The sequence below is a fragment of the Pseudomonas sp. HMSC08G10 genome (assembly GCF_001808425.1).
GTDB lineage: Bacteria > Pseudomonadota > Gammaproteobacteria > Pseudomonadales > Pseudomonadaceae > Aquipseudomonas > Aquipseudomonas guariconensis.
Genome location: NZ_KV793306.1, coordinates 200372 through 226545 on the forward strand (window position 1 = coordinate 200372; position 26174 = coordinate 226545).

Below are 26174 nucleotides of genomic sequence, written 5' to 3' on the forward strand. Positions count from 1 at the left end.
ACAAGATGGAGCGGATAGGCATTCTTAAATACGTTGGCTCGTCGCTGTGCGGGTTCTTTATATGCTTCGTCGCCTGTGAGCGCAGCCATAGCTCTGAATTGAGCAGTTTCAATGATACTGTACAAAAACGACGCGTAAGGCGCCATTCACAGAGGCTTGCGGGACGCCCTAAAATAGCTTGTACCTATTCTGTACCAATTATACGAGTCTCAAGCTTGGCCAGTTCCCCCCAGCCCCCTGAGGAGCCAATCCATTTTGCGTACGTAGATAAAAGTATCTGGACATTGTGGCCAAGCTGACCAGCGATGAAAGCGGGCGCCATACCAGCCATGAGGCACATGGTTGCATAGGTGTGCCTGCAGTTGTACTGGGGGCGGTCTGGTAGCCCAAGAGCTTTTAGCGCGACTTTGAAATGGTGGCCCGGGACTGTAGGCCATTTTATATATTCCGCAGCGCTAGATGGCTGGAATACAAACGGCGAATCGTGCGCCATTTTTATCTTTCTTTTCGATCGTTCCTGCTTAAAGTTTTTATGACTCAAGTGCACCAATTGCTCTGCTGTTTAGCATGATGGTGCGCGATTTCTTGGTTTTTGTCCGTTCTTCAACTGAGCCTCCTGAGATAATCCTTGAATCGCCCCTGGTTTTCTAGACACTCTCCGAGCTCAGAAAATAGCGTTTCTCATACTCTACTGGAGACAGCTGCATAGCACTGCTGTGTCGGCGTTTAGGGTTATAGAACATCTCAATGTAATCGAAAATATCACTTCGGGCTTCGTCACGCGTTGCGTAGATCTTTCGTCGGATTCGCTCCCGCTTCAAAAGCTGGAAAAAGCTCTCGGCTACGGCATTGTCGTGGCAGTTTCCCCGTCGGCTCATGCTGCTGATCACATTGTTGGCCTTCAGGAAGCTTTGCCAATCTGAGCTAATGAACTGACTGCCTTGGACGCCCTTCTAAGTGTCAAGTGGATACTGCGCTTTGATTGATGATGCTATTTCGCCTCTGGATGATGCCGTAGACCTCCCGTGCGATGTAGCGCTTTAGGCAGCGGATAGCTTCCAGCTCTCGCAGATCATCGTGAATCTTGCGATAGCCATACACACCTCCGCTTTCTAACCAGGCTTGCTTGATCAAGCCAAGCAGACGGTGATCTTCTGCTCGGCCAACCAAGCGTAGTAGCCGCTGGGGTGCACCTGAGGGTTTGGCAAAGGCGACGCACTGGGTAATCCGTCGAGTGTTTCTTGATGACGGCGTACTTCAGCCGCACTCCTTGGCAAAGTACGCGGCGGCCTTCTTTAAGATGTCTCGCTCTTCCGTCACCCGCTTGAGTTCACCGCGCAGCTTGCGCAGTTCGGCCTGCTGATCACTGTCTTGCTGACGCTGCTCTTGGGGCTTGCTGTAGACCTTGATCCAGGCGTAAAGGCTGTGCACGGACATCCCCAGCCGCTGGGCGACCTCGGCGACAGGTTTGCCTTTATAGGTCACTTGCTTGACCGCTTCGATCTTGAATTCTTCGGGGTAACGCTGACGACTCATGGCACCTCCTATTTGGGCCTCATTATGAGGCTTGGAGGTGTCTACGAAACCAGGGGCGATTCAAATGTCCCAACCAAGCAGATGCGTCAAACTGGGTTTGTTGATGTGGCGACTACTGCGAGCCAGGTCATTGCTGCAATCGCACAGAATTTCCGCTATCCATTTTCAAAAATTCCTACGGCTCCATCTCCAGGAGTCAATGCAACAAATGGAGCGGCTCAGGTTCTAATAGGAACTGTCGTGCCAATTCCAAAGGTCTATGAATTGAATAACCTTGCAATTCGTCCTGCGATAGTTGCTCCGTCCGGAAGTTTTACAACTGGAACAACCGTTAGGATTGGTTGGGCGGCGAGTGTTGATGAGGTGTAGTAACTAAGAGCGGCCTAATGCGGATAAATACTAGGCTGCTCTTAGTGTTTGTGGCTGCTTGAGATGTGGCTGCTCAATAATTACTGCTGCGGGAAATTGGCTGACTTGTTTCTTTTGAGGAATGCCTCTAGGTTAGAAGTGTTTCTGATTATAGAGGCTTCCTTGATGCGCACTTCAAAGTTCTTTGTATTTGGCTTCGTGTAAATTCTAAGCGATAATTTAGCTAGTTTACTGCCAAGGTCTGATCCGTTTTTGAATCCAAGCTTGTTAAGGACGACAATATTGTCTTTGTCGCCTTTCAGGATTGGGTAATAGCTTGTTGCCAGTTTGGCATCGTCGCTTTGAAGAATGATTTCAAGCTGTGATTCCTGGGTTGTGTGAAGCACAAGTGCTATTTTTTCCGAGACGGAAACGTCACGGTTAATGTCGATGACTATTCTGGCTTCCCCAGGCTTGGCGCTTTCACCTTTTTCAGGCGTGACATCGATTGTATTGTTTGTGCTTAGCTTGCCTTGTAATAAGGCGACAGGCTTTAAATCTATCTTGTCTTCGGCGCTGCTTTTTATTACTTCGAATTTGTCCTGATTGTACATGGGGACATTGACATTGCTGTGTACAGTGACATTGCAGTAATCTGGGGTTGATTTTACAGGAAGGCGTAGAATCATTCTCTCTGGCAATGGCTTTTCGCTGTACGCGTCGTTGTTCGTAGTGGATACAATTTTCCCATTAACCTTGCAGCTTGCGGTGACCGGATAAGTGTCGGTCCAGTATGCATTTGGCGCTCCCATCATGGAGAACTGTATTTGCAGACCCTTTGGTGTTTTTACTAGGTAAAGAGGATATGCTTTTTTGAAAATGTCTGCGCGCCGTTGGGCAGGTTCTTTATAAGCGTCGTCGCCGGTGACTGCAGCAATTGCTCTAAATTGAGCTGTTTCTATTATGCTGTAATGAGTGGGGTTGATTACTTTAGGGACAAGCTGGTACCAGGTCCAGTTGTCATTTGTACTGTAGTATTGTGGAAGTCGGCTAAAGGTCCCCTTTTTTGCGCACTCATAGGCTTCCATAAGTTGCTTGTCACCAGACGCATCCGCAAGCATGTACAAAGCTTGGAGCCCCCAGAGATGCCCGTTGAGAACGTGGTACTCTTTATCTTTTGTTATTCCTTTCCACGAATACTCAGATATCCAGCAGGTATCGTTTTCTCGCCATAGCACTCCGCCTTCGGTAGGCGGTTTAAGCATAAGATGAGCGCTTTTTAGTGCTGCTTCTCGGTAGCGTTCATTACCGGTTGCTTGCCAACCAGCAAAGAGGGTCATTGGGCCGAAGAAGCCGTCCATGCCAGACCACCATGGGGCTTTGATGCCCTTGTCATAGTCAAAGCCATAGAACCAGCGAGTACCATTGGCATCGCGACTTGCAGGTTGATACTCATCCAGCATGAAGTCTAGGGTTCTTTTGGCAAGATCTAAGTTCTCTTGGTTTCCGGTTCTTTCATGCATCATGAGAAGACGGAAGGCAAAAAAGAATGGTCGCAGTGGGTCTTTTTTCTCTGCTGTCTTTTTAAGTCCTTCTTCGTTGAATACAGAAGGCTTCATCCTGGACCATTGGAATGGGGCGAGTTCAACATCTGTTCCGCCAGCAAGTCTTTTTTTGTCATCCACTATTGCTTGAGCAGGACTTGATATGATGTAGAGTGCGGCCAATAAAACAGGCAGTTTCATGCTGAAAGCGTCCTTTCGTAAGCTTGTGCGTCTCTAGATAGTCATTGGGTGTATTGTGATGACTATGCTTTAAAGTGCGGTGTCGAAGATAGTGTGTGTCAGTTATTCATGCTGTGGAATATTTTTATCTTGTGCCGCGCTCTGTGGTTTGCTTTTCCAAGAGTAGCGAGACTTTAGATTGATCAATGGGCGCTCAAAGAAGATGTAGCTCAAAGGGGCGACAACGAACGTCATCCATACACCAATGTCTACGCTTGGCGGGAAGGTTGCGCCGCCGCGATAAGGTCCATTTCCTGTAAAGATACCTTGCCATACATAAAGGCCGTAGCTAATAATGCCAAGGGCGGCTAGCGGCTTGATTTCCAGCATGCGTACTAGCGTAGATCCTTGATTGTGGTATATATAAAGTACCAAAGCGCATACGGACGTAAGCCATATGGCGTCAGAGGAGAAAAAGGCGGGGGTTGCTGTACCGAATAATATTGAAACTAGAAGTATGTTTGATTTTGACTTGTCAGTGAACAGGGTTTTTATGTAGTTTGCGTTGCATACGAAAGCAAGCATGCATCCTGCGAGGATTGGCAGCATTGCTGGGAATGTCCAGCGGTTCATGTAAAATCTTTGGCTTTCAGGGTATATAGATGTCCCAATTGTTACGCATGCCACTGCTATGGCGGTAGCAGTTATGAATGCGACTCTATTTCCGAGGCAGAAAATGAGAGGCCAGAATAGATAGAAGTGCTCTTCTACAGAGAGTGACCAAAAGTGTGACATTGCGGAGTATGCGCATTCTTTTGGGTAGAAGTTAACTGTATATGTTAGTGCGTATGCGAATGAGCAGTTGGGGATATTGGCTCTGCTCGTGTAATCTATGTACATGAGGAAGAATATGGCCAAATAGTACAGGGGGAAAATTCTAAGTGCTCTTCGCTTTATGAAGGCTATTATGTCAACTTTCCCTGTTGCATCCTTCTCCTTTATGAGGAGAAATGTGATAAGGAAGCCGGAAAGTACGAAAAACACATTGACTCCGGTCTGCGCGCTTAGAGCTGAACGAACGGCAGTGCTAGTAATTCCGAGCGCTTGCCATGCTTCCGCATGAGACATAATTACGAGCAGGACTGAAATGGCTCGAAGCCCATCAAGTCCCTTGATTTTACCGACCATTGTCACCTCGAGGCATTGAAAGCGGCGAAATTCTACATGAAATTTTGATCTGGTTGGCTATCGCCTCGGTACGAAGTGTCGATTGCGGCAATCTCAGGTGATCTGTTCGCCGCTGCTTGCATGTGGATATGCCGACCTTTCGGGCGTGGTAGCGGGAAACGTCAGGGTTCGTCTGTGGATTTAGGTGCTCTGCTTTCGCTGTCCGCTATCCCTTTCATTCACCACTTATTGCTATCTGCCCATCTGACCCAAACCAACCGGCTATCAGCCGGTTTTTTTTTGCCCGGAGGAAACCCAGGCGTACATCACAACGCGGCTTGAGCCTGATCAAGTCGTTTGAAGGTCTGCGCCTGCAAGCGTATCAGGATGCTGTCTGGCGTCTAGACTATTGGGTATGGCGCCACTCGAGGAGTTAAGTCTGGTATGGCGATTAGCAAGGAGCAGGCCGAGCGCATGCTGCTGAACGACGTGCAGTGCTTCGAGCCCGAAATTCAGCGCCTGGTCACGACTCCACTGAGTCAGAACCAATGGGATGCGCTGGTCTGCTTCACATACAACCTAGGCGCCGCGAATCTCGAATCGTCCACGCTGCGGCGCATGCTCAACGCCGGCGACTATGCGGGGGCCGCCGCGCAGTTCCCGCGTTGGAACAAGGCGGGCGGAAAGGTGCTTGGTCCGTCGACGCGCTGCTGAGCGTGAGCTGTTCCTGGGGGCGGCGTGAACGGCTGGGTACGTATCGGTGTTCTCGCGCTGGTGGTAGCGTCCTACTGGGGAGCCTACCAGCACGGCAGATCGGTGGAGCGGGTGGAAGCCAGACAGACGTCAGCTCAACGGGATAGCGGCGACCGGCTGACTGAGGTTCTAGGTGAGCGTGACGCTTGGGCGGAAGAACAACGACGCGCTACGGCGCAGGAGGAGGCGAGAGCCCATGCGCAGGAAGAACACCAAGTGGCTGATGCTGGCGTTGTTGGCGCCGATGCCACTGATCAATGTATGCTTCGATCAACACGGTGCTGTGGTAAGGGCAGGAGGCTGTAGATGCCTCTACATTCAGGCATAATCCCGCCTTTTTTGGAGGAAAGGTGTGACTGATGAATCGTAGGAGTTTTCTGGCATCGGCTGGAATAGTAGCTGCTTTTTCTGCGATCCCTTGCATTCGTCGACTCAATCCGCCGGCACCGCTGAGCATTAATAACGCATACAGTTTGTGGTACAACCGACCTGCCGTTGCCGAGATTGAAGGTGGATTCTGCTTTGGTTATCTGACTTCTGATGGGGAAGTTGCAGTCGCTGAGGTAACAAATGACTTATTGGTCCGTAGAACAAAAGTAGTACACAAGCTCGAATCGCCCAGTGACCATGGTTCACCCTCTCTTGCGGTAATTCCAAGCGGGAAATATAAAGGGCACATTATTGCCTGCTTTAGCAAGCATGCAACTCAGTTGATTTGCGCAAGAACAAGATTGCCAGGTGACATGGGGGCGTGGGAAATATTGCCGCTGGTGGATGATGGCAGATCTACGTATGCTTCACTTGCAGCGCTGCCAGATGGGCAGGTAATGCTGATGCATACAATACAGGAACGTATTGGTAATTATGACTCCGGGGAATGGCGGCGAACAGTTGTGAGGACCAGTGATACTGGTGGTGACAGCTGGTCTGATCCGGTGCAAGTAGTTGGTAATGGTGCTGGGACATTCCCTTACTCTACACCTCTTGCTCTTTCTAGGGGTGGCCGGTGCGCAATGTCATACGCAATGTATAAATCTGCCACTAAGCGACATGAGGGATTGAGCTTGGTGGTTACATCAGACGCCTTTAAAGAGAAAACGGAGATCAAGGTAGATCTAGGTGATGATGAAGTCTATGACACTATTCCGTATGAGACTAAGTGGGTTGCTGACGATAGGGTTGCGGTCGTATTCAGCCAGATGAGTGCTGGCGGAAGTCGCGGTGTTAGTAAGGTTGCATTTGTTGATTTGAAAAGTGCCACGGTGGAGTCTATCACGTCTTTGTCTGAGACGGAGGTTCACTCCTATGCGGGAGGCGCGGCAATTGATGATGGTGGAAGGTATATAATCACCTCTCCACCTGGAGGTGGTTTGATTGAAAAGTATATTTCGAGCGGATCGACCAAGGTGATTGCTGATCAAGGAAGCTTCTCATCTCCATGGATTTTTACTGTGGGAGGCAAGTCAAGGCTGGCCGTCTTGAAAAATCCAGTTATTAAAAACAGCAGGAACTATTCCGCAGATTTGTTCTTTGTGGAGATATAGTTTTCTAGTCCGATCGTAGCGACGGCCAGAATCGCTAGGCTCAGTAATGAGCAGGTGGTGCGGGGCTGTGGCGGGGGACGCTTGTACCAATTTGCGTACCAGCGACTGCGTTATGAGAGGGGGGCGTTTATCTGAAGTGGTAAAACCCAATGGATCCGGCGCTACGGCAACGTCGGATCACTTAGGAGAACGCAAAGTTAATCTCAATGATATTGTAGTGCGTTGATTAATGACCCTCGGCACCAATTGATACCAAGTCCAAGTATCGGTTTTATTGTAAAATTGTGGTAGTCGGCTGATGGTGCCATGTCTAGCGCACTGATACGCGTCCTTAAGTTCTTTGTCGCCAGAGGCCTCTGCTAGCATATACAGAGCCTGAAGCCCCCAGAGTGGCCGTTAAGAACATGATATTCCTTATCTCGTGTAATTCCTTTCCACGAATATTCCGAAATCCAACAGTCCTCTCCCTCGCACCATAGCGCACCGCCATCACTAGGCTGGCGGAGCATCAGTTTAGCACTTTTAATTGCAGCTTCGCGGTAACGCTCGTTACCGGTTACTTGCCAACCAGCATAAAGGGTCATTGGGCCGAAGAAGCCGTCCATACCTGACCACCACGGAGCTTTGATTCCTCTGTCATAGTCAAAGCCGTAGAACCAACGAGTACCCTCAGCCTCTCGGGTCGCTGGTTGGTACTCGTCTAGCATGAAGTCTAAGGCTCGTTTTGCGCTTTCCAGAGCTGCTGGGTCTTTAGTTTTCTCGTAAATCGTGAGGAGCCTGAATGCCAAGAAGAATGGACGTAATGGGTCTTTCTTTGCTGCTGTCTTCTGGAGGCCCTCCTCGTTTAATGTAACAGGGTCCATCCAAGACCAGAGAAACGGAGCCAACTCAACATCCGTTTCAGCTGCTAGTATTCTGGGGGGCTATCAGTAGCGTGCGACTGGGTTGAAACTGCAAAAAGGGCAATCAGTAAAGCAGAAAATCTCATTTGAAGTATTCCGTCCATAGGCGTGGCTGCACGCATATTAGTTCAAGATGACCGGACGTGCAATGTAAATGAGATGTAAAGCTCGTGCTTTCTGATTTTAATTGACTTTTTTATAGGTGATTAGGTTTTGATTGGATGATTGTAAGTTTATATTTTTGTAAGGGTTTGGTCTAGACGGAGAAGGTATTGGATGCGCGATGGGGCTGGGACTTATGTTGTTTATGGAGTTTGATCTTCTTGAAATTTTTAGATTCACTTATTCTCTTTTTGTTTTTTTCCCGCTCCGCTAGTTTTGAAAGTGCAGCCAAGGATTTGCTGCCGACGTAATAAATTCTTAAGGAGTGTCTTTATATGCGCAACACCATCCTTTCCTACCTCCTCCTCCCCCTGTTCACCGGCCTGTCCTTCTCCCTAAGCGCCGCCCCCAACCCCAGCATCCCCCCAGCCACCGAGCTGGCCGCAACCAAGGTGAGCACCAGCGCCACCACCAGCCAACCCGCCAAACTCGACCTCAACACCGCCGATGCCCTGACCCTGCAAAAGGAACTCAACGGCATCGGCCGGGCCAAGGCCGAGGCGATCGTGGCCTATCGCGAGGCCAACGGGCCGTTCGCGTCGGTGGATGAACTGTTGGAAATCAAGGGCATCGGTAACGCACTGCTAGAGCGCAACCGTGACAAGCTGGTGGTAACGGAGTAATCGATAGGGAAGGTGGCCGATCCGCCCGGGTCGGCCATCATGGATCAACGGTCCTGCGCATCCTTGGCATCGGCCTCGGCATTTCGCTCATGGATCTTCTTCAGTTGCTCTTCGGTCAATGGCAGTTTCTTTGCCGTGTCGCGCAACAGCAGCAACCCGCCGACGATCGAGCCAAGGGCTATGATCAGTATCAACCAGGCGTACCAGGGCATGACGTTCTCCTTGTAGACCATGGATGGCAAACGCTCGCTTAGTTTCGAGCCGTTACCGTCTCCGTTGGTTCAATTATAGGAGTGACCGGGTACTGGGCCAATTCTCGTGATCCGCGGCCCCAAAGCCTGGGCCACATCGTTTACAATGCGCGCCGATTTCGACTTGCCAAGAGACTCTGCCCATGTCCGCCTGCCAGACGCCCCTGATTGTCGCCCTGGATTTCCCTACCCGTGAGGCCGCCCTGAAGCTGGCTGACCAGCTCGATCCGGCGCTGTGCCGGGTGAAGGTCGGCAAGGAGCTGTTCACCAGCAGCGCTTCGGGGATTGTCGAGACCTTGTGCGAGAAGGGTTTCGAAGTGTTTCTCGACCTCAAGTTCCACGATATCCCCAACACCACGGCGATGGCTGTGAAGGCTGCGGCCGAGATGGGGGTGTGGATGGTCAATGTGCATTGCTCCGGTGGCCTGCGCATGATGTCGGCGTGCCGTGAGGAGCTGGCCAAGCGTAGCGGGCCGCAGCCGTTGCTGATCGGTGTGACGGTGCTGACCAGCATGGAGCGTGAGGACTTGGCAGGGATCGGCCTGGATGTGGACCCGCAGGAGCAGGTGCTGCGTCTGGCGGCGTTGGCGGAGAAGGCGGGGATGGACGGGCTGGTGTGCTCGGCGCTCGAGGCGCCTGCACTGAAGGCGGCGCATCCGTCGCTGCAACTGGTGACGCCGGGGATTCGTCCTGCTGGCAGTGCCCAGGATGACCAGCGCCGGATCCTTACTCCACGCCAGGCACTGGACGCGGGTTCGGATTACCTGGTGATCGGGCGTCCGATCAGCCAGGCGGCGGACCCGGCGCAGGCGTTGGCGGCCGTTGTGGCCGAGATTCGCGGCTGATAGTCGCTCGTCTGGGGCTGCTGTGCGGCCCTGCGCGGGTGAACCCGCTCCCACAGGGTTTTCGTGGTGCTCAATAGCACCGCCGTACCTGTTGGAGCGGGCTCAGGGCCACAGCTTTTAGGCTGGATTCAAACCTTCAACACCAATTTCCCGAAGTTTTCTCCGCTGAACAGCTTGAGCAGCGCCTCCGGGAACGTCTCCAACCCCTCCACCACATCCTCCTTGCTCTTCACCTCTCCACTGGCCAGCCACCCGGCGATCTCCTGTGCGGCTTTGCCGTACTCCTTGGCGTAATCCATCACCACGAACCCTTCCATCCGCGCGCGGTTGACCAACAACGACAGGTAGTTGGCCGGGCCTTTGACGGCGTCCTTGTTGTTGTACTGGCTGATGGCGCCGCAGATGACCACGCGGGCCTTGAAGTTCAGGCGGCTGAGCACGGCGTCGAGGATGTCGCCGCCGACGTTGTCGAAGTAGACGTCCACCCCTTTGGGGCATTCGCGTTTGAGGCCGGCCAGGACGTCTTCGGCTTTGTAGTCGATGACGCCGTCAAAGCCGAGCTCGTCCTTCAGGTACTGGCATTTCTCCTTGCCACCGGCGATGCCGACGACGCGGCAGCCTTTGAGTTTGGCGATTTGCCCGGCGATGCTGCCCACGGCACCGGCAGCGCCGGAGAGGACGACAGTTTCACCGGCCTTGGGTTGGCCGACGTCGAGTAGGGCGAAGTAGGCGGTCATGCCGGTCATGCCCAGGGCTGAGAGGTAGCGGGGCAGGGGGGCCAGGCGTGGGTCGATCTTGTACAGGCCTTGCGGCTCGCCAACGAAGTAGTCCTGCACACCGAGCGGGCCGTTGACGTGATCGCCGGGCTTGAAGTCAGGGTGCTGGGAGGCGATCACTTCGCCGACACCCAGGGCGCGCATCACCTGGCCGAGGGCGACGGGGGCAATGTAGGACTTGCCTTCGTTCATCCAGCCGCGCATGGCGGGGTCCAGGGACAGGTAGAGGTTTTTCACCAGCACTTGGCCTTCGGCGGGCTCGGTGACGGGGACCTGCTCGTAGGTGAAGTCGTCGCGGCGCACGGCGCCGACGGGGCGTTTGCTGAGCAGGAAGCGGCGGTTGGTCTGGGGCATGGCGGTTCCCTTTGGGAATGGGGTAGGCAGCTTGAACGTTCAAGATAGACCCCTTTGATAGCCCGAGGGCCGGTAGCGATCAAGTTTCACTGCTTGCGCAAATACACCTCGATACACCTGGATGATCGTGCTGCCCAGCGCGCGGCTGTCATGACTAGACTCAGCCTTCATAACGAATCAGCGTTCAGGAGCCCGTAATGAGCATGACGTTTTCCGGCCAGGTAGCCCTGGTCACCGGTGGTGGGGCGGGGATTGGCCGCTCGACGGCACAGGCGTTCGCTGTCGAGGGTTTGAAGGTGGTGGTGGCCGACCGGGATGTGGAGGGCGGCGAGGCGACGGTGGCGCTGATTCGCCAGGCCGGTGGTGAGGGGCTGTTCGTGGCCTGTGATGTGACCAAGGACGCCGAGGTGCGCCATTTGCACGAGCGCATCATCGAAGCCTACGGTCGCCTGGACTACGCCTTCAACAACGCGGGCATCGAGATCGAGCAGGGCCGTCTGGCAGAGGGCAGCGAGGCGCAGTTCGACGCGATCATGGGCGTGAACGTCAAAGGCGTGTGGCTATGCATGAAGTACCAACTACCGCTGATGCTTGCCGCAGGCGGCGGGGCGATCGTCAACACTGCGTCGGTCGCGGGGTTGGGGGCGGCGCCGAAGATGAGTATCTACAGCGCCTCCAAGCACGCGGTGATCGGCCTGACCAAGTCGGCGGCGATCGAGTACGCCAAGAAGGGCATTCGGGTGAATGCGGTGTGTCCGGCGGTAATCGATACCGACATGTTCCGCCGGGCCTATGAGTCCGACCCGCGCAAAGCGGAGTTCGCTGCCGCGATGCACCCGGTGGGACGCATCGGCAAGGTCGAGGAGATCGCCAGTGCGGTGCTTTATCTGTGCAGCGATGGCGCGGCCTTCACCACCGGTCATAGTCTGGCTGTCGATGGTGGTGCTACGGCTATTTGAAGCCAATTGAAGCTGCGTCGGCCTTTTCGCGGGTTAACCCACTCCCACAGGTTCTCCGGTGTTCTCATCAACATCGCTGTGCCTGTGGGGCTGGTATTTGCACGGCTGAAAAGTGCAGGCAGTCCACTACCGCGAGCCCTGTGGGAGCGTGTTTACCCGCGAATGGGCCCGTGCTGACAACCATAGGGTCAAGGCAACCACTCCACACCCCGCGAGTAACACGGCGCCAAACACCACCAACGCTGTTCGTGAGCCAAGACGGTCACTGAGCAGCCCGGTGAAGATCACCGGCAAGCTGAACCCCAGGTACGCCAGCAGGAAGAAACCCGCGCTGGCCCGGGTCTTCTCAGGCCCTGCCAACTGGTTCACCGCCGCCAGTCCACCCAAGTAAATGAACCCGTAGCACGCGCTGCTTGCAGCGACCGCGCCCAGCAGCACGGCAGCCAGCCGCCCACTGTCGGCGCCCCAGGCGAGCAGGGCGTAGCTACACGGAAGAATCGCCAATCCGAGCAAGGTTGCACGTACGCTGGACATGCGACGTGCCATGGGCTGGAACAACAGGCCGCAGCTGATCACGCAGAAGGTCGAAAAACCGGACCAGGCGCTCAGCCCGTGTTGACGCAAGACCCCCGGCAGTAGGGCTATCACCAGGCCTACGCAGGCCCAGGCGAGCAGGATGGCCAAGCCATAGGCCAGGCTGCCCCTGGGGTAGAAGGGCAGGCGCAGCATGGCGCCGCGCTGCGCAGGACGCGGATCGGGCAGGCGCCAGACCAACACCAGCGCGACGGCGGCGAGCAGCAGTTGCAGGTGGAAGCTGCCCGGCGTCAGGGTGGGGCCGCGCAGCAGGAAGAGGCTTGTCAGTGCAGCGCCCAGGCCAAAGCCCAGGGATGTGCTGGCGGTCACCCAGGTGGCGGCGCGACCGCTGTCGTGGCCGGGCATCAGCTCACTCATGTAGGCGGTGGCGGTCGCTGAGGCCAGGCCTGTGCCCAGTCCAAGGAATAGCCGCGCCAGGCCCAGCGTCTGCAGGCCCGGGGCGAGCAGCATCAGTCCCGTGGCGATCATGGACAAGGCGAGGGCCGTGAGAATCAGCGGCCGTCGGCCGACTCGGTCCGCCAGGCCGCCCAACGCCAGCAGCACGGGCAACACGCCCAGCACATAACCGGAGAAGGCTACCGCTGTGGCGGCCGCGCCTTGGCCGCAGAGGTCGGCGTAGGCGATGTACAGGGGCGCCTGCAGGTTCACCGCGAGGGTGATCAGGCACAGGGCGAAGGCCAGGAGGGCCGGGGCTGAGCGGGTGGGCATCTGGGCATCCTTGGGTCATTCGTAGCGGCTGCTCGCGGGTTGCCCGCGAATGAGCCAGTACGACCAACAGTGGTCTGCTCCCCTTGCATCAACAAGGCACACTCCCGGCGCATTTGTGATTAACTGTTCGGCAAAAATCAGCGAACACTTCCCATGCCTATCGTTTTGGATCGTGACTCCGCCACCCCGCTGGTCCAGCAACTGACCGAGCAGTTGCAAGCCTGGATCGAACAGCAACGCCTGCGCCCTGGCGCGCGGCTGCCGTCGATCCGCACTCAGGCGAGCAACCTGGCTGTCAGCCCGGCCTGTGTGATCGAAGCCTATGACCGCCTAGTGGCCAGCGGCTGGCTTCAGGCGCGCCACGGTACGGGCTTTTTCGTCGCCGAACGCAAGCCAGGCCTGCCGTTGGAAGAGGAGCAAGCCTGGGGCGAAGCGGTGGATGGCAGTTGGCGACAGTTTCGTGAAGGCCATGACGAACTGCTCAAGCTCGGCTGCGGCTGGCTGCCCAGCGCATGGCGGTCCAACACCGAGGTGGCCCAGGCCGTGCGCCTGGTTAGCCGTGGCAAAGTGGAGGATCTGTTCGATTATTGCCCGCCCCTGGGCCTGGCCAGCCTGCGTCAGCAACTGCACAAGCGCCTGGCGCGCATCGACATCGCCGCCGGCCCCGAACGCATCCTCACCACCCAAGGTGCCAGCCATGCCCTCGATCTGCTGGTGCGCACCCTCTTGCGCCCAGGCGACGTGGTATTGGTGGAAAGTCCGGGGTACTACAACCTGTTCAACCTGCTACGCCAGCACCAAGTGCGCATGCTGCCGGTGCCGCGTACGGCCAGTGGGCCGGACCTGGACGAGCTCCAACGCTTGCTCGTCGAACACAGCCCGCGCGTGCTGTTCACCAACAGCCTCTATCACAATCCCACCGGCACCAGCCTGACGCCGAAGGTCGCCTATCGCCTGCTGGAACTGGCCCGCGAGCACGATTTGCGCATCGTCGAGGACGACATCTACGCAGATTTTCAGGACGGCCCGGCCACGCGCCTGGCCACGCTCGACAGCGAGCAGCGGGTGATCTACATGGCCAGTTTCTCCAAGACCCTGAGCAGTTCGCTGCGGGTGGGCTACCTGGTGGCCGATGCGGCGCTGATCGGCCGCTTGGCGGAACTGAAGATGGTCACTGGCATCGGTACGTCGCGCTTTGCCGAACAGGTAGTGGGGCAGATGCTCGCCAATGGCAGTTACCGCAAGAGCGTGCAGCGCCTGCGGGTGCGCCTGGGGCAGCACATGGCCAAGCTGCTGGGGCAACTGGAGGCGTTCGGCTGGGAGGTGTTCTGCGAGCCCTATGGCGGGATGTTCGTCTGGGTACGCTCGCCCGGGCGCGACTTTGCCGCCCTGGAGCGTGTAGCCCTGGATAACGCGGTGCTGCTGACGCCGGGCAGTGCGTTCGATCATCAGGGCGCGCCGAGTGACTGGCTGCGGATCAATGTCGCGTATGGGCAGGACCAACGGGCTCAGGCGTTCTTTCGGTACGCAGGGCGACCTTCAGCACGCTGAAAGCGACACGCTCATAGCTATTTGACACCATTGTGACGGGTGGGGCTTGTGGGTGGGGTTGCGCAGTTGCCACTCTTGGCTGAAAAAGGGCTGTCGTGCAGCCTGAAAACAGCGATGGACTGGCAGGGGGAATGGGCGATGCGGGCAACCAAGCACGGTGTTCTGGCCAACCTGGGCATGGCCCGCAAGCTGGGGCTGGGCTTTGCCCTGGTGCTGTTGCTGACCCTGGCGGTGGCCGCCATCGGCGTCTTCGCCTTGCAGGGCCTGGGCCAGCGCTTCGATGGCCTGCGCCAGATGAGCCAGTTCAACACCGACCTGCTCACGTTGCGTCAGCACGAACAGGGTTTTGCTTTGCGCTCGGACATCAAGGAAGCCGAAACCTTGCGCAAGGACCTGCAAAGCCTGATCGAGCGTGCCCGCACGCTCCCGGCCTTGGCTGCCACCGAAGGCGACCTGACCGCCTATGGCAAGGCCTTCGATGTCTTCGTCGAAGCGGTGCAGGCCAAGGAACTGGCCTTGGACATGGCCAGCTGGTCGGTCTCCAGTGTCTCCAATAACCTCGATGTGCTGCAGTCAGGTCTTACCGACGATGGCACCTACACCCTCAAACAGTCCCAAGGCCAGCAGGGCAGCGAGTTCCTTGAGCAGGCCGGCCAGGTGGCGCAGGTCTCGCGTCTGATGCTGCAGGCCATGGACGAGGCGCGGGTGCGCCTGGAGCAGGGGCGCAAGGGGGAGGAGGCGGTCAACGAAGGGCGCATTGCCCAGACCGTGGAAGCGGCGAGCCTGGTCGATCAGCTCAAGGCGTCGGTGAGCGACACCGGTTATCAGAGTGTGTTGGGCGAGGTGGCAGGGCACATCGCCAGTTTCTCCGACAAGCTCAACGAATACACCGATCTGCTCGCCAAGGAGCAGGGAATCAAGGCTCAGTTGCAGGCCCAGGCCGAGCGGGTCACCCAGCGGGTCAACCAGGCCTATGCGAACCAGGAGCACGTCATGCAGGGCGAACTTGCCCGCAGCACGGTCGCCATCGCCCTAGCCACCGCGCTGGCCTTGCTGGTTGGCGTGCTCGCCGCCTGGTTGATCACCCGCGCCGTGGTCGGGCCACTCAAGCGTGTGATCGCCCGGGCCCAGCGCATCGCTGCGGGCGATCTGGTTGTCGAGGCCGAAACCACGCGGCGCGATGAGGTCGGCCAGCTTACCTTGGCCATGCAGCAGATGGCCGCCGGGCTTGCCGGCATTGTCAGCGGCCTGCAACAGGGCATCGAGCAACTGGCTGGCAACGCTCAGGCGCTGTCGGCCGTCACCGAGCAGACCAACCGTGAGGTGGGCAGCCAGAAGGAAGAAACCGAGCAGGTGGCCACTGCCATGCAGCAGATGACAGCCACCGTGCACGATGTGGCGCGCAACGCCGAGGAGGCTGCCCAGGCGGCCCAGAGCGCCGACGACAAGGTCGAATCAGGCCAGCAGGTGGTGCGCCAGAGCATGCAGCGCATCGAGCAGCTGGCTGCCGCGGCAGAAACCGCCAGCGCTGGCATCGACAGCTTGAGCGCCGAAATCCATACCATTGGCGACGTACTGGAAGTGATCAAGAGTGTCGCCGAGCAGACCAACCTGCTGGCGCTCAACGCGGCGATCGAAGCTGCCCGGGCCGGCGAACAGGGACGCGGTTTTGCCGTGGTGGCCGATGAGGTGCGGGCCCTGGCGCGGCGCACCCGGCAATCCACCGAAGAGATCGAGCGCCTGGTCGCCAGCCTGCGCGGTAACGCCCAGCAATCGGTGTCGCAGATTCGCGGCAGTACCGAGCTGGTGCGTCTGGCGGTAGCCGATGCGCTGCACACCGAAAGTGCGCTGGGCAGCATCGCGGCCGCGGTGTCGTTGATCCAGCAGATGAACCAGCAGATCGCCGCGGCGGCGGAGCAGCAAAGCTCGGTGGCCGAGGAGATCAGTCGCAGCGTCACGCAGATCCGCGGCAGCGCCGATCAAGCTGCCTTGGCCATGCAGGACAACGCCCGCTCGAGCGTCGAGCTGGCGCAGTTAGGCACGGATCTCAAGGGCATGGTTGGCCATTTCAGATTGTGATCGAGTGTGTCGGCCCTTCGCGGGTTAATCCGCGAACAGGCCGGCACTGGCAACAAGACATCCTCAGCCTTTGCGCGGGCTCAGGATCAGTAAGGTCAACACCCCCGCCACGATCCCCCAGAACGCCGAGCCGATCGAGAACAAAGTGAACCCCGAGGCCGTCACCATGAAGGTGATCAGGGCCGCCTCGCGTTCACGGGCTTCTCCCATGGCTACGCTCAGGCCATTCATGATCGAGCCGAACAGCGCCAGTGCAGCAATGGACAGCACCAGCTCCTTGGGCAGCGCTGCAAACAGGGCCGCTAGCGTGGCGCCGAACACCCCGGCGATGCCGTAGAAAATCCCGCACCACACCGCTGCGGTGTAACGCTTGCTCGGGTCTTCATGGGCATGGGGCCCGGTGCAGATTGCCGCGCTGATTGCCGCCAGGTTCACCCCGTGGGAGCCGAACGGCGCCAGCAGCAGCGAGGCGAAGCCGGTGGCCGAGATCAACGGCGAGGCCGGCACCTGATAGCCATCGGCCCGCAGCACAGCGACGCCTGGCATGTTCTGTGAAGTCATCGCCACCACGAACAGCGGGATGCCGATGCTGATGGTCGCCGCCAGCGAGAAGCTCGGGGTGGTCCACACCGGCTTGGCCACCTCCAGGTTGAAGCCGCTGAAATCCAGCAGGCCCAGGGCGCCCGACAGGGCGGTGCCCACCAGCAACGCGGCCAGTACGCAGTAGCGTGGCGACAGGCGTTTGACCAGCAGGTAGCTGAAGAACATGCCCAGCACCAGCACGGTACGGTGCTGGGCGGCGATGAAGATTTCGCTGCCGATCTTGAACAGGATACCGGCCAGCAGCGCGGAGGCCAGGGACGCAGGAATGCGCCGCACCAGGCGCTCGAAGCTGCCGGTCAAGCCGCAGATGAGCACCAGCACCGCGCAGGTGATATAGGCGCCGATGGCCTCGCCATAGCTGACCCCGCCAAGGCTGGTGATCAGCAGTGCAGCGCCTGGAGTCGACCAGGCAATGGTGATCGGCGTGCGGTAGCGCAGTGAAAGGCCGATGCTGCACACCGCCATGCCGATCGACAAGGCCCAGATCCACGAGGAAATCTGCGCGCTGGTCAGCCCAGCAGCCTGGCCCGCCTGGAACATCAGCACCAATGAGCTGGTGTACCCCGTGAGCATGGCGATGAAGCCGGCGACGATCGCCGACGCAGAACTGTCTGCCAGGGGGCGCAGGCGCGCGGAAGTGGCATCGGTCATTGAAAAGTCCTTGTAAAGGTGTAAGCAGTTTTTTCAGACTACCGTGACCTGGCGCAATCGATGCGATACAGCAGCCATTGCATTTAGCCGTACAGTCGCCAACTATTGGGCGCGATTGCGCAACTGCACGAGAGGGGAGGGGCGATGTACAAGGTTTATGGGGATTACCAGTCCGGCAACTGCTACAAGGTCAAATTGATGCTGCACCTGCTGGATCGCCCTTACACGTGGCAGCCGGTGGACATACTCAAGGGCGAAACCGAAACGCCGGAGTTCCTCGCGATGAACCCCAACGGCAAGGTCCCGGTGTTGCAGCTCGAGGATGGCACCTGCCTGTGGGAGTCCAACGCGATCCTGAACTTCCTGGCCGATGGCAGTGAGTTTTTGCCCACCGAGCCACGTCTGCGCACCCAGGTGCTGCAATGGCAGTTCTTCGAGCAGTACAGCCATGAGCCGTACATTGCCGTCGCGCGGTTCATCCAGTTCTACCTGGGGCTGCCTGATGAGCGCGTGGAGGAATATCGCAAGCTGCACAAAGGCGGCTACAAGGCGCTCAAGGTCATGGAGAGGCAACTGCAGATGACGCCGTATCTGGTTGGTGACCAGTATTCGATCGCCGACGTGGCGTTGTATGCCTACACCCATGTGGCGCATCAGGGCGGCTTCGACCTGACGGACTACCCCGGAGTGCGGGCGTGGTTGGCGCGGGTGGCGAGCCATCCGCGGCATGTGCCGATGGTGGACTGATCCAGGCTTTTTGCTAGCTGCTCCGGCTCTTTCGCGGGTAAACCCGCTCTGACAGGGTTCTTGGTACCTGTGGGAGCGGGTTTACCCGCGAAAAGGCCGGAGCAGCCTGGGTTTCAAACTGCCGCGAAGCGTTTGTCCAGGTAGGCGATGATGGCCTTGGATTCGTACATCCAAGTCACCTCGCCGGCTTCCTCGATCCGCAGGCATGGCACCTTCACCCGGCCACCGCCTTCAAGCAAAGCCTGGCGGTGTACCGGATCGTTCTTGGCGTCGCGCAGGGCCACCGGCACGTTGAGGCGGTGCAAGGTGCGGCGGGTCTTGACGCAGAACGGGCAGGCATGGAACTGGTACAGCGCCAGGTTCTGGGCGTCTTTGGCGACCTGCGCCTGGGCTGCGGCATCACGCTTGCGCTTGGCCGGACGGCTGATCCAGTCACCGAACACGATAAGCTGGCCGAGGCCGACCCGCAGGGCTTTGACGATCATGGACAACTCCTGAACAAAAGAAAAAGCCGACCCCGAAGGGTCGGCTCGCAGTCACACGCCGATCACTTGATCAGGCTGAGGAACTCGCTGCGGGTGGCGGCATTGGAGCGGAACTCGCCAAGCATCACCGAGGTGATCATGGTGGAGTTCTGCTTCTCGACACCGCGCATCATCATGCACATGTGCTTGGCCTCAATGACCACGGCCACGCCAGCGGCGCCGGTCACTTTCTCCACCGCTTCGGCGATCTGGCGGCTGAGGTTTTCCTGGATCTGCAGGCGGCGGGCGAACATGTCGACGATGCGCGCGACCTTCGACAGGCCCAGGACCTTGCCCTTGGGCAGGTAGGCCACGTGGGCCTTGCCGATGAAGGGCAGCATGTGGTGTTCGCACATCGAGTAGAGCTCGATGTCCCGGACCAGCACCATCTCGCTGTTGTCGGAGGTGAACAGCGCGTCGTTGGTGACTTCTTCCAGGGTTTGTTCATAACCGCGGCAAAGGTACTTCATGGCCTTCGCGGCCCGCTTGGGCGTGTCGCGCAGGCCCTCGCGGGAGACGTCCTCGCCGAGCTGGCTGAGGATCGCGGTGTAGTTCTGTTCCAGGGACATGGATCTACCTGTGGGGGATTAATCGCAAAGACGAAGGGTACGGCGGCGAGGGCGAGGCTGCAAGCCTGGCGTCACTCGTCGCGTCCTTCGAGCATGGTGCGCTTGAGCATCACATAGACTGCGCCTGTGCCGCCATGGCGGGCCTGGCAGGAGGTGAAGCCAAGCACTTGCGGGTGCTGGCGCAGCCAAGTGTTGACGTGGCTCTTGATCATCGGCCGCTTGCCGTCCAGGCGCGCAGCCTTGCCGTGGGTGACGCGCACGCAGCGCACTTCGAGCTTGGTGGCCTCGGCGATGAAATCCCAAAGGGTCTCGCGGGCTTTTTCCACGGTCATGCCGTGCAGGTCCAGGCTGCCTTCGAAGGCGATCTGACCGAGTTTGAGCTTGCGGATCTGGCTTTCCTGGACGCCGTCACGGCGCCACATCAGTTCGTCCTCGGCGCCAACGTCGATGACGAACTGGTCGGACATGCCATCGACCACGAGGGGTTGGTCGCTGTGCACGGTCGCGGCCATGCGCAGGCCGGCCAGCTTCTTGCGGTCGGCCTTGGGTTTGCCGACATCGGCGCGGTCGTGCTTGATCGGCTTCACGCCGCGCATCTGGGCGCTGAAGAGGGAAAAATCGTCGTCTTGCATGGTGCCTCCACGTAGGGGGCATATTTTACGTGAGTGGGCGGCGTTGTGTCGCCTGTTGGCCTTTTCGCGCCGAACCGATCCGCCAGGTACAGCGACACCCTTTGAAACGTGAACGCAAATGTCGAACCACCGCGAAGCGGCTAGCAGCACACGCCGCTAATCGTGCTTTTTCATCAGGTGCGGCGAGAGGTTCAACCCATGACCGCGGCGCAGGCGAATCCGGCTGCGGCGCCAGAAGCGCACGCCCAGGTAGAGCAATAGCAAACCGACCACCACCAGGATCACCGACAGTGGGCGGTTGGCATTGAGTTCGGCCAGGGCGCTGTAGTTGCCCAGAAGGCCTGCGACGCCAGCCATGGCCAGCAGCACGCCGAGGGTGGCCACCAGGGCGGACAGGCCGGCGGCCAGGCGCGCACCCCAGTTGCGCGGTTCGCGCTGGCGCAGGCGTTTGGCGTCGAAACTGCCTTTGAGCTTCATTCCGATTTCCTCTGTAGGTATCCGGAATTCGACCTAGGGTCGGCCCTGGGGTTCCGCCCGTCTGCCGGGCGGTCGTGGCTCAGATCAGGCTGGCGGTCGGGGCGACGCAGGCGAAGTTGTCGGCCATCACGGCCATTTCACACTGATGGATCTGCGCAGCCGGAATGACCGTGTCCTTGAACGCCAGGTCGCGGGTGGTGGAGGCATCGGCGACCAAGGTGCAACGATAACCATAGTCCTTGGCGCGGCGAACGGTGGTGCTGACGCTCGAATGGCTCATGAAACCGCAGACGATCAGGTCCAGATGTCCCAGCTCCTGCAGCGTTTCGTGCAGCTTGGTGTTCTTGAAGGCGTTGGGCATGCGCTTTTCGATGATGATCTCACCCTCGCGAGGCTCCAGGCCCGGGATGAACTCGCCGCGGCTACCCTGCGGGTCGAACAGGCCACCGACGGTGCCCAGGTGGCGTACATGGATGATCGGACGGCCGGCCTTGCGCGCGGCGTCGAGCAACCGGGCGATGTTGGCCACGGCCTCGTCCATGCCCGACAGCGCCAGGGGACCGCTGAGGTACTCCTTTTGCGCATCGATGACAATCAGGCTGGCTTGGCCCAGCTTGGCCGGCGGATAGTCGCGGCCGCTGAGGCGGAACATCGTGGTTGGAACGGACATCAAGGGCTCCTTGGGTAGGGCTTTTGTATACCTATTCTCCCTTGCCTCGGCGCCAATGTGAATGGTTGACATTGCAGACAGCATGGTTACTGGCCTCTGGCTACCGACCGGGCAATCGAAGGGAACATTTGTGTCGGTGGGCTGTTAGACTTTTGTCCTGTCTTAAAAGGAGTCACCCGTGATCACATCCCGCCTGCGCACCCTGCGCGACCATATCCGCTGGGCGGTCAGCCGCTTCCATGAGCACGACCTGTTCTTCGGCCACGGTGCCGACAACGCTTGGGACGAAGCCCGCCTGCTGGTGCTGGGCGCCGTGCACCTGCCGTGGGAGGTGGCCGACAGCTACCTGGACTGCCAGCTGGAAGATGACGAGCGCGTGCGCCTGCAGCACCTGCTCAAGCGCCGAATCGAAGAGCGGGTGCCCACCGCCTACCTACTGGGCGAGGCGTGGTTCTGCGGCATGTCGTTCGTGGTCGATGAGCGTGTGCTGGTGCCGCGCTCGCCCATCGGCGAACTGATCGAAAAACGCTTCGAGCCCTGGCTGGCCGCGCCGCCTGCGCGCATCCTTGACCTGTGCACCGGCTCCGGCTGCATCGGCATCGTTGCCGCCGACGTGTTCCCCGAGGCCGAGGTGGTGCTGGCCGACCTGTCCTTCGATGCCTTGGAAGTCGCCAACCACAACATCGAGCGCCATGGCCTGGAAGAGCGTGTATACACCGTGCAGGGTGATGGCTTCGCCGGCCTGCCCGGGCAGCGCTTCGATCTGATTCTGTCCAACCCGCCGTATGTCGACGCCGAAGATTTCGCCGACATGCCGGCCGAGTATCACCACGAGCCCGAGCTGGGCCTGGCCTGTGGCAACGATGGCCTGGACCTGGTGCGGCGCATGCTCGCCGAGGCGGCTGACCACCTGAATGAAAAAGGGCTGCTGATCGTCGAGGTGGGTAACAGCCAGGTGCATGTCCAGGCCCTGTACCCAGAGGTGGACTTCGCTTGGCTGGAGTTCGAGCGGGGTGGGCATGGCGTGTTCATGCTGACTGCCGAGCAGTGCCGTCAGCACCAGGAGCTGTTCCGCTCCCGCGTCTGATCAAGACACAGGGCTGCGCAGCAGCCCTTTTCGCGGGTAAACCCGCGAAATGGGCGCCACGCCTCTAGCGCGTGGCGATCCAGATCAGCAGCCCCGCCTGGAACACGGCAAACGCCACCAGGCACGTGATGGTAAAGCGCAGGCCGCTGTCTTCGCGGCGGTACTTGGCGACCCGTTCATCCCGCTCGCGCAACTGCGCCTGCTTCTCCAGCAGCTGTTGCTCGGCCTGTTGCAGCATTCCGGCAGCCTCGAGGATGTCGACGCGCTGGACCTTTTCATTGTTCCAGCCGCCCTTGAGCTGGCCTACCGTAGTATCCACGGTGCGCCCCTTGAGCAGTTGTCCGCCTTCGTATTCCACCTCAAGCCCTGCACTGCGCAGTACATGGTCGCGGCGCAGGCGGTTGTCTTCGTTCAGGGCATCCTTGCTGGGCAGGGCCACGCCTTCGATCTGGTAATTCGACCAACGCTGTTGCAGCCACTGCACCGCCTGTCCCAGCAGGAACCGCCCCAGGCCGCGGTTCGCCGGCTCGAGCTGCAAGCCTCCGTCACCGCCGATACGCACCTGGCGCTGTTCGTGATCGACACGGATGTCCAGCAGGTTCTGCTCCTTGCGCACTTTCTGACCTGGCAGGCGGATTTCCAGGCGCAGCAGGCTGTGCGTCTTGCTATGCCGCTCGGCATGGCCGAACTCGACGAAACGCAGCGGACGGGCGCCGCTGTTGCGGTCGGTGGGCAGGGCTGCCAGGCGCAGCAGTTGGAAGTGTTCAGGGGCCAGGTCTTCCCATGGCAGCGGAGCGCTTGCTGGGGCTTGTGGCTCTTCGTCCGCCTCAACGGCGGCGGGGGCGTCGGTCATCAGGAGTGTCCTCGAATGCACGGCGGGCAGGACGGTGGAAAGGGGCTGGCGCGTTGCCCAATCGCGAGGCAAGGCCACTCCTACATTCAATCAGTGGGAGCGGGTTTGTCCGCGATGGAGCGCAAACGGCCTCAAAAACACCGATCACTGCCTCGATCAACCGGTTATCGGCAGCAACGAAGACTTCCTGAGGACAATCTAGGCCGGTGGCAGCTGGCGAATGAACGCCACGATCCGCTCACCCAGTTCACGGGCCAGCGGCAGCCCCGGGTTGCGGTAGCTGTCGCGCTGCTGGCTCATGTCCCGAGGGGTGATACGCAGCATGTGGTTCATGCCATCGATCAGGGCTAACTGCGCGCCGGGCTTGGCGGCCTTGAGGCGTTCGGCGTCGGCGACGTCCACCTGCACGTCGTTGCGGCCCTGGATGATCAAGGCGGGCATCTGTAGACGAGCGAACGCTGCTGCCGGGTCCTGGCGCAGCAACGAGATCAGGTAAGGCTGCACGCTTGGGCGAAACACATCGCGCAGCGGCGCCGGCACATCCAGAGAGGTCTGTCCGGCCTGCAGGCGGTCGATCACCGCATTGCCGCGCGCCAGTTCTGCCGGCGGCAGGCGCTGGGCCAATTGCTCGCGCAGCACCTCGGCTACGGGGCGACCGCTGCCGGCCACGGTGATCACCGCACTGGCACCGGCCTGTTCAGCGGCCAGCGTCGCAATCAGCGCGCCTTCGCTGTGGCCAAGCAGGATCAGCGGACCGAAGCGTGGGTCAGCCCTGAGCTTGCGACCCCAGGCCACGGTGTCGGCCACGTAGCGCTCGACGCTCAGGTCCCGCTCATCAGGCGTGGCCGGTTGGCTGGCGGCAACGCCGCGCTTGTCGAAACGTACGCTGGCGATGTGCTCGCCGGCCAGCAGCAGGGCCAGGCGCTTGAGGTTGTCCAGTCGACCACTGGCGGGGTTGTTGCCGTCGCGGTCGGTGGGGCCGGAGCCGGCAATGATCAGCACTACCGGCGGCGGGGTGGCTTGTTGCGGCAGCAGCAGGCTGCCATGGAGCACGCCCTGGCCGGTGTCCAGGTCGATGGGGCGTTGCAGCATGGTCGGGGCGGCGGCCTGGGCGAGGCCTGAGCACAGCAGCAGAAGCAGGGCGGCGAGGCGCAACATCATAGGGCTACTACTTGGTGGGATGTCGGTTGGACCGGGTGGCTGACCGAAGGTTCTCTCATGCCCTTCGCCGATGAACCCACTCCCACAGGTTTGAGCGTGATCGAAGGGGGTGAACCGACCACCCGAATAAAGGGAATTTCCGTATACTGCCTGCCTCCTTCACATTCAGGCTGATTCGCGGAGCGTCCATGTCCGGCAATACCTACGGCAAGCTGTTCACTGTCACCACCGCAGGCGAAAGCCACGGCCCGGCGTTGGTCGCCATTGTCGATGGATGCCCTCCGGGTCTGGAAATCTCCCTGGCCGATCTGCAGCACGACCTGGATCGCCGCAAGCCGGGCACCAGCCGGCACACTACCCAGCGCCAGGAACCGGATGAGGTCGAAATCCTCTCGGGTGTGTTCGAAGGTCGTACCACCGGCTGTTCCATCGGTCTGCTGATCCGCAACACCGACCAAAAATCCAAGGACTATTCGGCGATCAAGGACCTGTTCCGCCCAGCCCACGCCGACTACACCTACCACCATAAATACGGCATCCGCGACTACCGCGGCGGCGGCCGCAGTTCGGCCCGCGAGACCGCTATGCGCGTGGCTGCCGGCGCCATCGCCAAGAAGTACCTGGCCACCCAAGGCATCCGCGTGCGTGGCTACATGAGCCAGCTGGGCCCGATCGAAATCCCGTTCAAGACCTGGGAGTCGGTCGAGCACAACGCCTTCTTCAGCCCTGATCCTGACAAAGTGCCGGAGCTGGAGGCCTACATGGACCAGTTGCGCCGGGACCAGGACTCGGTCGGCGCGAAGATCACCGTGGTCGCCGAGGGCGTGATGCCTGGCCTGGGCGAGCCGATCTTCGACCGCCTGGACGCCGAGCTTGCCCATGCTTTGATGAGCATCAACGCCGTCAAGGGTGTGGAGATCGGCGCCGGTTTCGCCAGTGTCGCCCAGCGTGGCACCGAGCACCGCGATGAGCTGACGCCTGAGGGCTTCCTGAGCAACAACGCAGGCGGCATCCTGGGCGGGATCTCTTCCGGCCAGCCGATCGTCGCCCATCTGGCGCTCAAACCGACGTCGAGCATTACCACCCCGGGCCGCTCCATCGATGTCGACGGCAACCCGGTCGAGGTCATCACCAAGGGCCGTCACGACCCGTGCGTGGGCATCCGTGCCACGCCGATCGCCGAGGCGATGATGGCTATCGTGCTGATGGATCACCTGCTGCGCCACCGTGCTCAGAACGCCGATGTGAAGGTGAATACTCCGGTGCTGGGCCAGCGCTGATTCGTCCGCACGGGTCACTTCGCGGGTAAACCCGCTCCTATAGG

25 protein-coding genes and 2 pseudogenes are annotated in these 26174 nt (G+C 59.3%); 12 read left to right on the forward strand and 15 right to left on the reverse strand.

Annotated elements, in window-relative coordinates:
* Positions 1-647 precede the first annotated feature (647 nt).
* The 3 genes and pseudogenes from HMPREF3173_RS23925 to HMPREF3173_RS23930 form a co-directional block, all read right to left on the reverse strand.
* Positions 648-1536 (reverse strand): annotated as a pseudogene (locus HMPREF3173_RS23925) (transposase).
* A 449-nt stretch (positions 1537-1985) separates the two neighbouring features.
* On the reverse strand, positions 1986-3629 hold the full coding sequence (locus HMPREF3173_RS11295) for a D-glucuronyl C5-epimerase family protein (RefSeq protein WP_070573166.1): 1644 nt from the start codon (positions 3627-3629) through the stop codon (positions 1986-1988).
* A 102-nt stretch (positions 3630-3731) separates the two neighbouring features.
* Positions 3732-4796: an acyltransferase family protein gene (locus tag HMPREF3173_RS23930; RefSeq protein WP_083300010.1), complete on the reverse strand. Its 1065-nt coding sequence runs from the start codon at positions 4794-4796 to the stop codon at positions 3732-3734.
* 423 nt (positions 4797-5219) lie between these two features.
* Between HMPREF3173_RS23930 and HMPREF3173_RS24980 the strand changes: the two genes are divergently transcribed.
* From HMPREF3173_RS24980 to HMPREF3173_RS24340, 3 genes are read left to right on the forward strand one after another with little or no spacing between them, the layout of a single operon-like run.
* On the forward strand, positions 5220-5489 hold the full coding sequence (locus tag HMPREF3173_RS24980; RefSeq protein WP_256544412.1) for a lysozyme: 270 nt from the start codon (positions 5220-5222) through the stop codon (positions 5487-5489).
* 60 nt (positions 5490-5549) lie between these two features.
* A complete protein-coding gene (locus HMPREF3173_RS23935; protein WP_256544478.1) occupies positions 5550-5834 on the forward strand; it encodes a DUF2514 family protein in 285 nt (94 codons plus the stop codon).
* Between the two features lie 53 nt (positions 5835-5887).
* A complete protein-coding gene (locus tag HMPREF3173_RS24340; protein WP_139146842.1) occupies positions 5888-7072 on the forward strand; it encodes a hypothetical protein in 1185 nt (394 codons plus the stop codon).
* A 359-nt stretch (positions 7073-7431) separates the two neighbouring features.
* Here the strand turns inward: HMPREF3173_RS24340 and HMPREF3173_RS25280 are convergent, their stop codons facing one another.
* Positions 7432-7935, reverse strand: a complete 504-nt coding sequence (locus tag HMPREF3173_RS25280) for a D-glucuronyl C5-epimerase family protein (RefSeq protein ID WP_083300014.1) — start codon at positions 7933-7935, stop codon at positions 7432-7434.
* Positions 7936-8411: 476 nt separating this feature from the next.
* Here HMPREF3173_RS25280 and HMPREF3173_RS11305 point away from each other — a divergent pair, with 476 nt between their 5' ends.
* On the forward strand, positions 8412-8759 hold the full coding sequence (locus HMPREF3173_RS11305) for a ComEA family DNA-binding protein (protein WP_070573168.1): 348 nt from the start codon (positions 8412-8414) through the stop codon (positions 8757-8759).
* A 44-nt stretch (positions 8760-8803) separates the two neighbouring features.
* Here HMPREF3173_RS11305 and HMPREF3173_RS11310 read toward each other — a convergent pair whose 3' ends face one another.
* Complete coding sequence (locus HMPREF3173_RS11310) at positions 8804-8971, reverse strand: DUF2897 family protein (RefSeq protein WP_070573170.1); 168 nt, start codon at positions 8969-8971, stop codon at positions 8804-8806.
* Between the two features lie 182 nt (positions 8972-9153).
* Between HMPREF3173_RS11310 and pyrF the strand changes: the two genes are divergently transcribed.
* The gene (gene pyrF / locus HMPREF3173_RS11315) at positions 9154-9855 is read left to right on the forward strand and encodes an orotidine-5'-phosphate decarboxylase (RefSeq protein WP_043209742.1); all 702 of its coding nucleotides are present in this window, start codon (positions 9154-9156) and stop codon (positions 9853-9855) included.
* A 128-nt stretch (positions 9856-9983) separates the two neighbouring features.
* Here the strand turns inward: pyrF and HMPREF3173_RS11320 are convergent, their stop codons facing one another.
* Entirely contained in the window at positions 9984-10985 is a 1002-nt protein-coding gene (locus HMPREF3173_RS11320; RefSeq protein WP_070573173.1) for an NADP-dependent oxidoreductase, read from the reverse strand.
* Positions 10986-11182: 197 nt separating this feature from the next.
* Here HMPREF3173_RS11320 and HMPREF3173_RS11325 point away from each other — a divergent pair, with 197 nt between their 5' ends.
* Complete coding sequence (locus HMPREF3173_RS11325; RefSeq protein WP_070573175.1) at positions 11183-11944, forward strand: SDR family oxidoreductase; 762 nt, start codon at positions 11183-11185, stop codon at positions 11942-11944.
* A gap of 126 nt (positions 11945-12070) precedes the next feature.
* On the opposite strand, the gene HMPREF3173_RS11330 is transcribed toward HMPREF3173_RS11325, so the two are convergent.
* Positions 12071-13246, reverse strand: a complete 1176-nt coding sequence (locus tag HMPREF3173_RS11330) for an MFS transporter (RefSeq protein WP_070573177.1) — start codon at positions 13244-13246, stop codon at positions 12071-12073.
* 153 nt (positions 13247-13399) lie between these two features.
* Here HMPREF3173_RS11330 and HMPREF3173_RS11335 point away from each other — a divergent pair, with 153 nt between their 5' ends.
* The 3 genes and pseudogenes from HMPREF3173_RS11335 to HMPREF3173_RS25290 all read left to right on the forward strand — a co-directional run bounded on the left by HMPREF3173_RS11335 (position 13400) and on the right by HMPREF3173_RS25290 (position 16876).
* Positions 13400-14797 (forward strand): aminotransferase-like domain-containing protein, encoded by a 1398-nt coding sequence (locus HMPREF3173_RS11335; RefSeq protein WP_070573179.1) that lies wholly within the window; start codon positions 13400-13402, stop codon positions 14795-14797.
* Between the two features lie 993 nt (positions 14798-15790).
* Positions 15791-15967: pseudogene (locus HMPREF3173_RS25285) on the forward strand (methyl-accepting chemotaxis protein); the annotation flags it as partial.
* Between the two features lie 204 nt (positions 15968-16171).
* Complete coding sequence (locus tag HMPREF3173_RS25290; protein WP_371906669.1) at positions 16172-16876, forward strand: methyl-accepting chemotaxis protein; 705 nt, start codon at positions 16172-16174, stop codon at positions 16874-16876.
* 63 nt (positions 16877-16939) lie between these two features.
* On the opposite strand, the gene HMPREF3173_RS11345 is transcribed toward HMPREF3173_RS25290, so the two are convergent.
* Entirely contained in the window at positions 16940-18130 is a 1191-nt protein-coding gene (locus HMPREF3173_RS11345; RefSeq protein ID WP_070573182.1) for a benzoate/H(+) symporter BenE family transporter, read from the reverse strand.
* A 144-nt stretch (positions 18131-18274) separates the two neighbouring features.
* On the opposite strand from HMPREF3173_RS11345, the gene HMPREF3173_RS11350 reads away from it, so the two are divergent.
* Positions 18275-18877 (forward strand): glutathione S-transferase family protein, encoded by a 603-nt coding sequence (locus HMPREF3173_RS11350; RefSeq protein WP_070573183.1) that lies wholly within the window; start codon positions 18275-18277, stop codon positions 18875-18877.
* 113 nt (positions 18878-18990) lie between these two features.
* Here HMPREF3173_RS11350 and HMPREF3173_RS11355 read toward each other — a convergent pair whose 3' ends face one another.
* From HMPREF3173_RS11355 to HMPREF3173_RS11375, 5 genes are all read right to left on the reverse strand, one after another.
* Positions 18991-19362, reverse strand: coding sequence for a glutaredoxin family protein (locus tag HMPREF3173_RS11355; protein WP_043209755.1), 372 nt, complete (start codon positions 19360-19362; stop codon positions 18991-18993).
* A gap of 62 nt (positions 19363-19424) precedes the next feature.
* On the reverse strand, positions 19425-19970 hold the full coding sequence (folE, locus tag HMPREF3173_RS11360; protein ID WP_043209757.1) for a GTP cyclohydrolase I FolE: 546 nt from the start codon (positions 19968-19970) through the stop codon (positions 19425-19427).
* Between the two features lie 71 nt (positions 19971-20041).
* A complete protein-coding gene (locus HMPREF3173_RS11365) occupies positions 20042-20602 on the reverse strand; it encodes a Smr/MutS family protein (protein WP_043209758.1) in 561 nt (186 codons plus the stop codon).
* A 156-nt stretch (positions 20603-20758) separates the two neighbouring features.
* Positions 20759-21079, reverse strand: coding sequence for a hypothetical protein (locus tag HMPREF3173_RS11370; RefSeq protein WP_043209760.1), 321 nt, complete (start codon positions 21077-21079; stop codon positions 20759-20761).
* 79 nt (positions 21080-21158) lie between these two features.
* The gene (locus HMPREF3173_RS11375; protein ID WP_043209762.1) at positions 21159-21749 is read right to left on the reverse strand and encodes a cysteine hydrolase family protein; all 591 of its coding nucleotides are present in this window, start codon (positions 21747-21749) and stop codon (positions 21159-21161) included.
* Positions 21750-21927: 178 nt separating this feature from the next.
* On the opposite strand from HMPREF3173_RS11375, the gene prmB reads away from it, so the two are divergent.
* Entirely contained in the window at positions 21928-22836 is a 909-nt protein-coding gene (gene prmB, locus HMPREF3173_RS11380; protein ID WP_043209765.1) for a 50S ribosomal protein L3 N(5)-glutamine methyltransferase, read from the forward strand.
* A 64-nt stretch (positions 22837-22900) separates the two neighbouring features.
* On the opposite strand, the gene HMPREF3173_RS11385 is transcribed toward prmB, so the two are convergent.
* Together HMPREF3173_RS11385 and HMPREF3173_RS11390 are read right to left on the reverse strand one after the other, a co-directional pair.
* Entirely contained in the window at positions 22901-23689 is a 789-nt protein-coding gene (locus HMPREF3173_RS11385; RefSeq protein ID WP_070573185.1) for a hypothetical protein, read from the reverse strand.
* A gap of 198 nt (positions 23690-23887) precedes the next feature.
* On the reverse strand, positions 23888-24850 hold the full coding sequence (locus tag HMPREF3173_RS11390; protein ID WP_070573187.1) for an alpha/beta hydrolase: 963 nt from the start codon (positions 24848-24850) through the stop codon (positions 23888-23890).
* Positions 24851-25038: 188 nt separating this feature from the next.
* Here HMPREF3173_RS11390 and aroC point away from each other — a divergent pair, with 188 nt between their 5' ends.
* Positions 25039-26130 carry a chorismate synthase gene (gene aroC, locus HMPREF3173_RS11395; RefSeq protein WP_043209772.1) on the forward strand — a complete coding sequence of 364 codons (1092 nt, stop codon included), beginning with the start codon at positions 25039-25041 and terminating at the stop codon, positions 26128-26130.
* Positions 26131-26174 lie beyond the last annotated feature (44 nt).

Coding starts and splice junctions, on each gene's coding strand:
- HMPREF3173_RS11295 (WP_070573166.1), bottom strand. CDS start 3,629: ATGAAACTGCCTGTTTTATTGGCCGCACTCTACATCATATCAAGTCCT.
- HMPREF3173_RS23930 (WP_083300010.1), bottom strand. CDS start 4,796: ATGGTCGGTAAAATCAAGGGACTTGATGGGCTTCGAGCCATTTCAGTC.
- HMPREF3173_RS24980 (WP_256544412.1), top strand. CDS start 5,220: ATGGCGATTAGCAAGGAGCAGGCCGAGCGCATGCTGCTGAACGACGTG.
- HMPREF3173_RS24340 (WP_139146842.1), top strand. CDS start 5,888: ATGAATCGTAGGAGTTTTCTGGCATCGGCTGGAATAGTAGCTGCTTTT.
- HMPREF3173_RS25280 (WP_083300014.1), bottom strand. CDS start 7,935: ATGGACCCTGTTACATTAAACGAGGAGGGCCTCCAGAAGACAGCAGCA.
- HMPREF3173_RS11305 (WP_070573168.1), top strand. CDS start 8,412: ATGCGCAACACCATCCTTTCCTACCTCCTCCTCCCCCTGTTCACCGGC.
- HMPREF3173_RS11310 (WP_070573170.1), bottom strand. CDS start 8,971: ATGCCCTGGTACGCCTGGTTGATACTGATCATAGCCCTTGGCTCGATC.
- pyrF (WP_043209742.1), top strand. CDS start 9,154: ATGTCCGCCTGCCAGACGCCCCTGATTGTCGCCCTGGATTTCCCTACC.
- HMPREF3173_RS11320 (WP_070573173.1), bottom strand. CDS start 10,985: ATGCCCCAGACCAACCGCCGCTTCCTGCTCAGCAAACGCCCCGTCGGC.
- HMPREF3173_RS11325 (WP_070573175.1), top strand. CDS start 11,183: ATGAGCATGACGTTTTCCGGCCAGGTAGCCCTGGTCACCGGTGGTGGG.
- HMPREF3173_RS11330 (WP_070573177.1), bottom strand. CDS start 13,246: ATGCCCACCCGCTCAGCCCCGGCCCTCCTGGCCTTCGCCCTGTGCCTG.
- HMPREF3173_RS11335 (WP_070573179.1), top strand. CDS start 13,400: ATGCCTATCGTTTTGGATCGTGACTCCGCCACCCCGCTGGTCCAGCAA.
- HMPREF3173_RS25290 (WP_371906669.1), top strand. CDS start 16,172: ATGACAGCCACCGTGCACGATGTGGCGCGCAACGCCGAGGAGGCTGCC.
- HMPREF3173_RS11345 (WP_070573182.1), bottom strand. CDS start 18,130: ATGACCGATGCCACTTCCGCGCGCCTGCGCCCCCTGGCAGACAGTTCT.
- HMPREF3173_RS11350 (WP_070573183.1), top strand. CDS start 18,275: ATGTACAAGGTTTATGGGGATTACCAGTCCGGCAACTGCTACAAGGTC.
- HMPREF3173_RS11355 (WP_043209755.1), bottom strand. CDS start 19,362: ATGATCGTCAAAGCCCTGCGGGTCGGCCTCGGCCAGCTTATCGTGTTC.
- folE (WP_043209757.1), bottom strand. CDS start 19,970: ATGTCCCTGGAACAGAACTACACCGCGATCCTCAGCCAGCTCGGCGAG.
- HMPREF3173_RS11365 (WP_043209758.1), bottom strand. CDS start 20,602: ATGCAAGACGACGATTTTTCCCTCTTCAGCGCCCAGATGCGCGGCGTG.
- HMPREF3173_RS11370 (WP_043209760.1), bottom strand. CDS start 21,079: ATGAAGCTCAAAGGCAGTTTCGACGCCAAACGCCTGCGCCAGCGCGAA.
- HMPREF3173_RS11375 (WP_043209762.1), bottom strand. CDS start 21,749: ATGTCCGTTCCAACCACGATGTTCCGCCTCAGCGGCCGCGACTATCCG.
- HMPREF3173_RS11385 (WP_070573185.1), bottom strand. CDS start 23,689: ATGACCGACGCCCCCGCCGCCGTTGAGGCGGACGAAGAGCCACAAGCC.
- HMPREF3173_RS11390 (WP_070573187.1), bottom strand. CDS start 24,850: ATGATGTTGCGCCTCGCCGCCCTGCTTCTGCTGCTGTGCTCAGGCCTC.
- aroC (WP_043209772.1), top strand. CDS start 25,039: ATGTCCGGCAATACCTACGGCAAGCTGTTCACTGTCACCACCGCAGGC.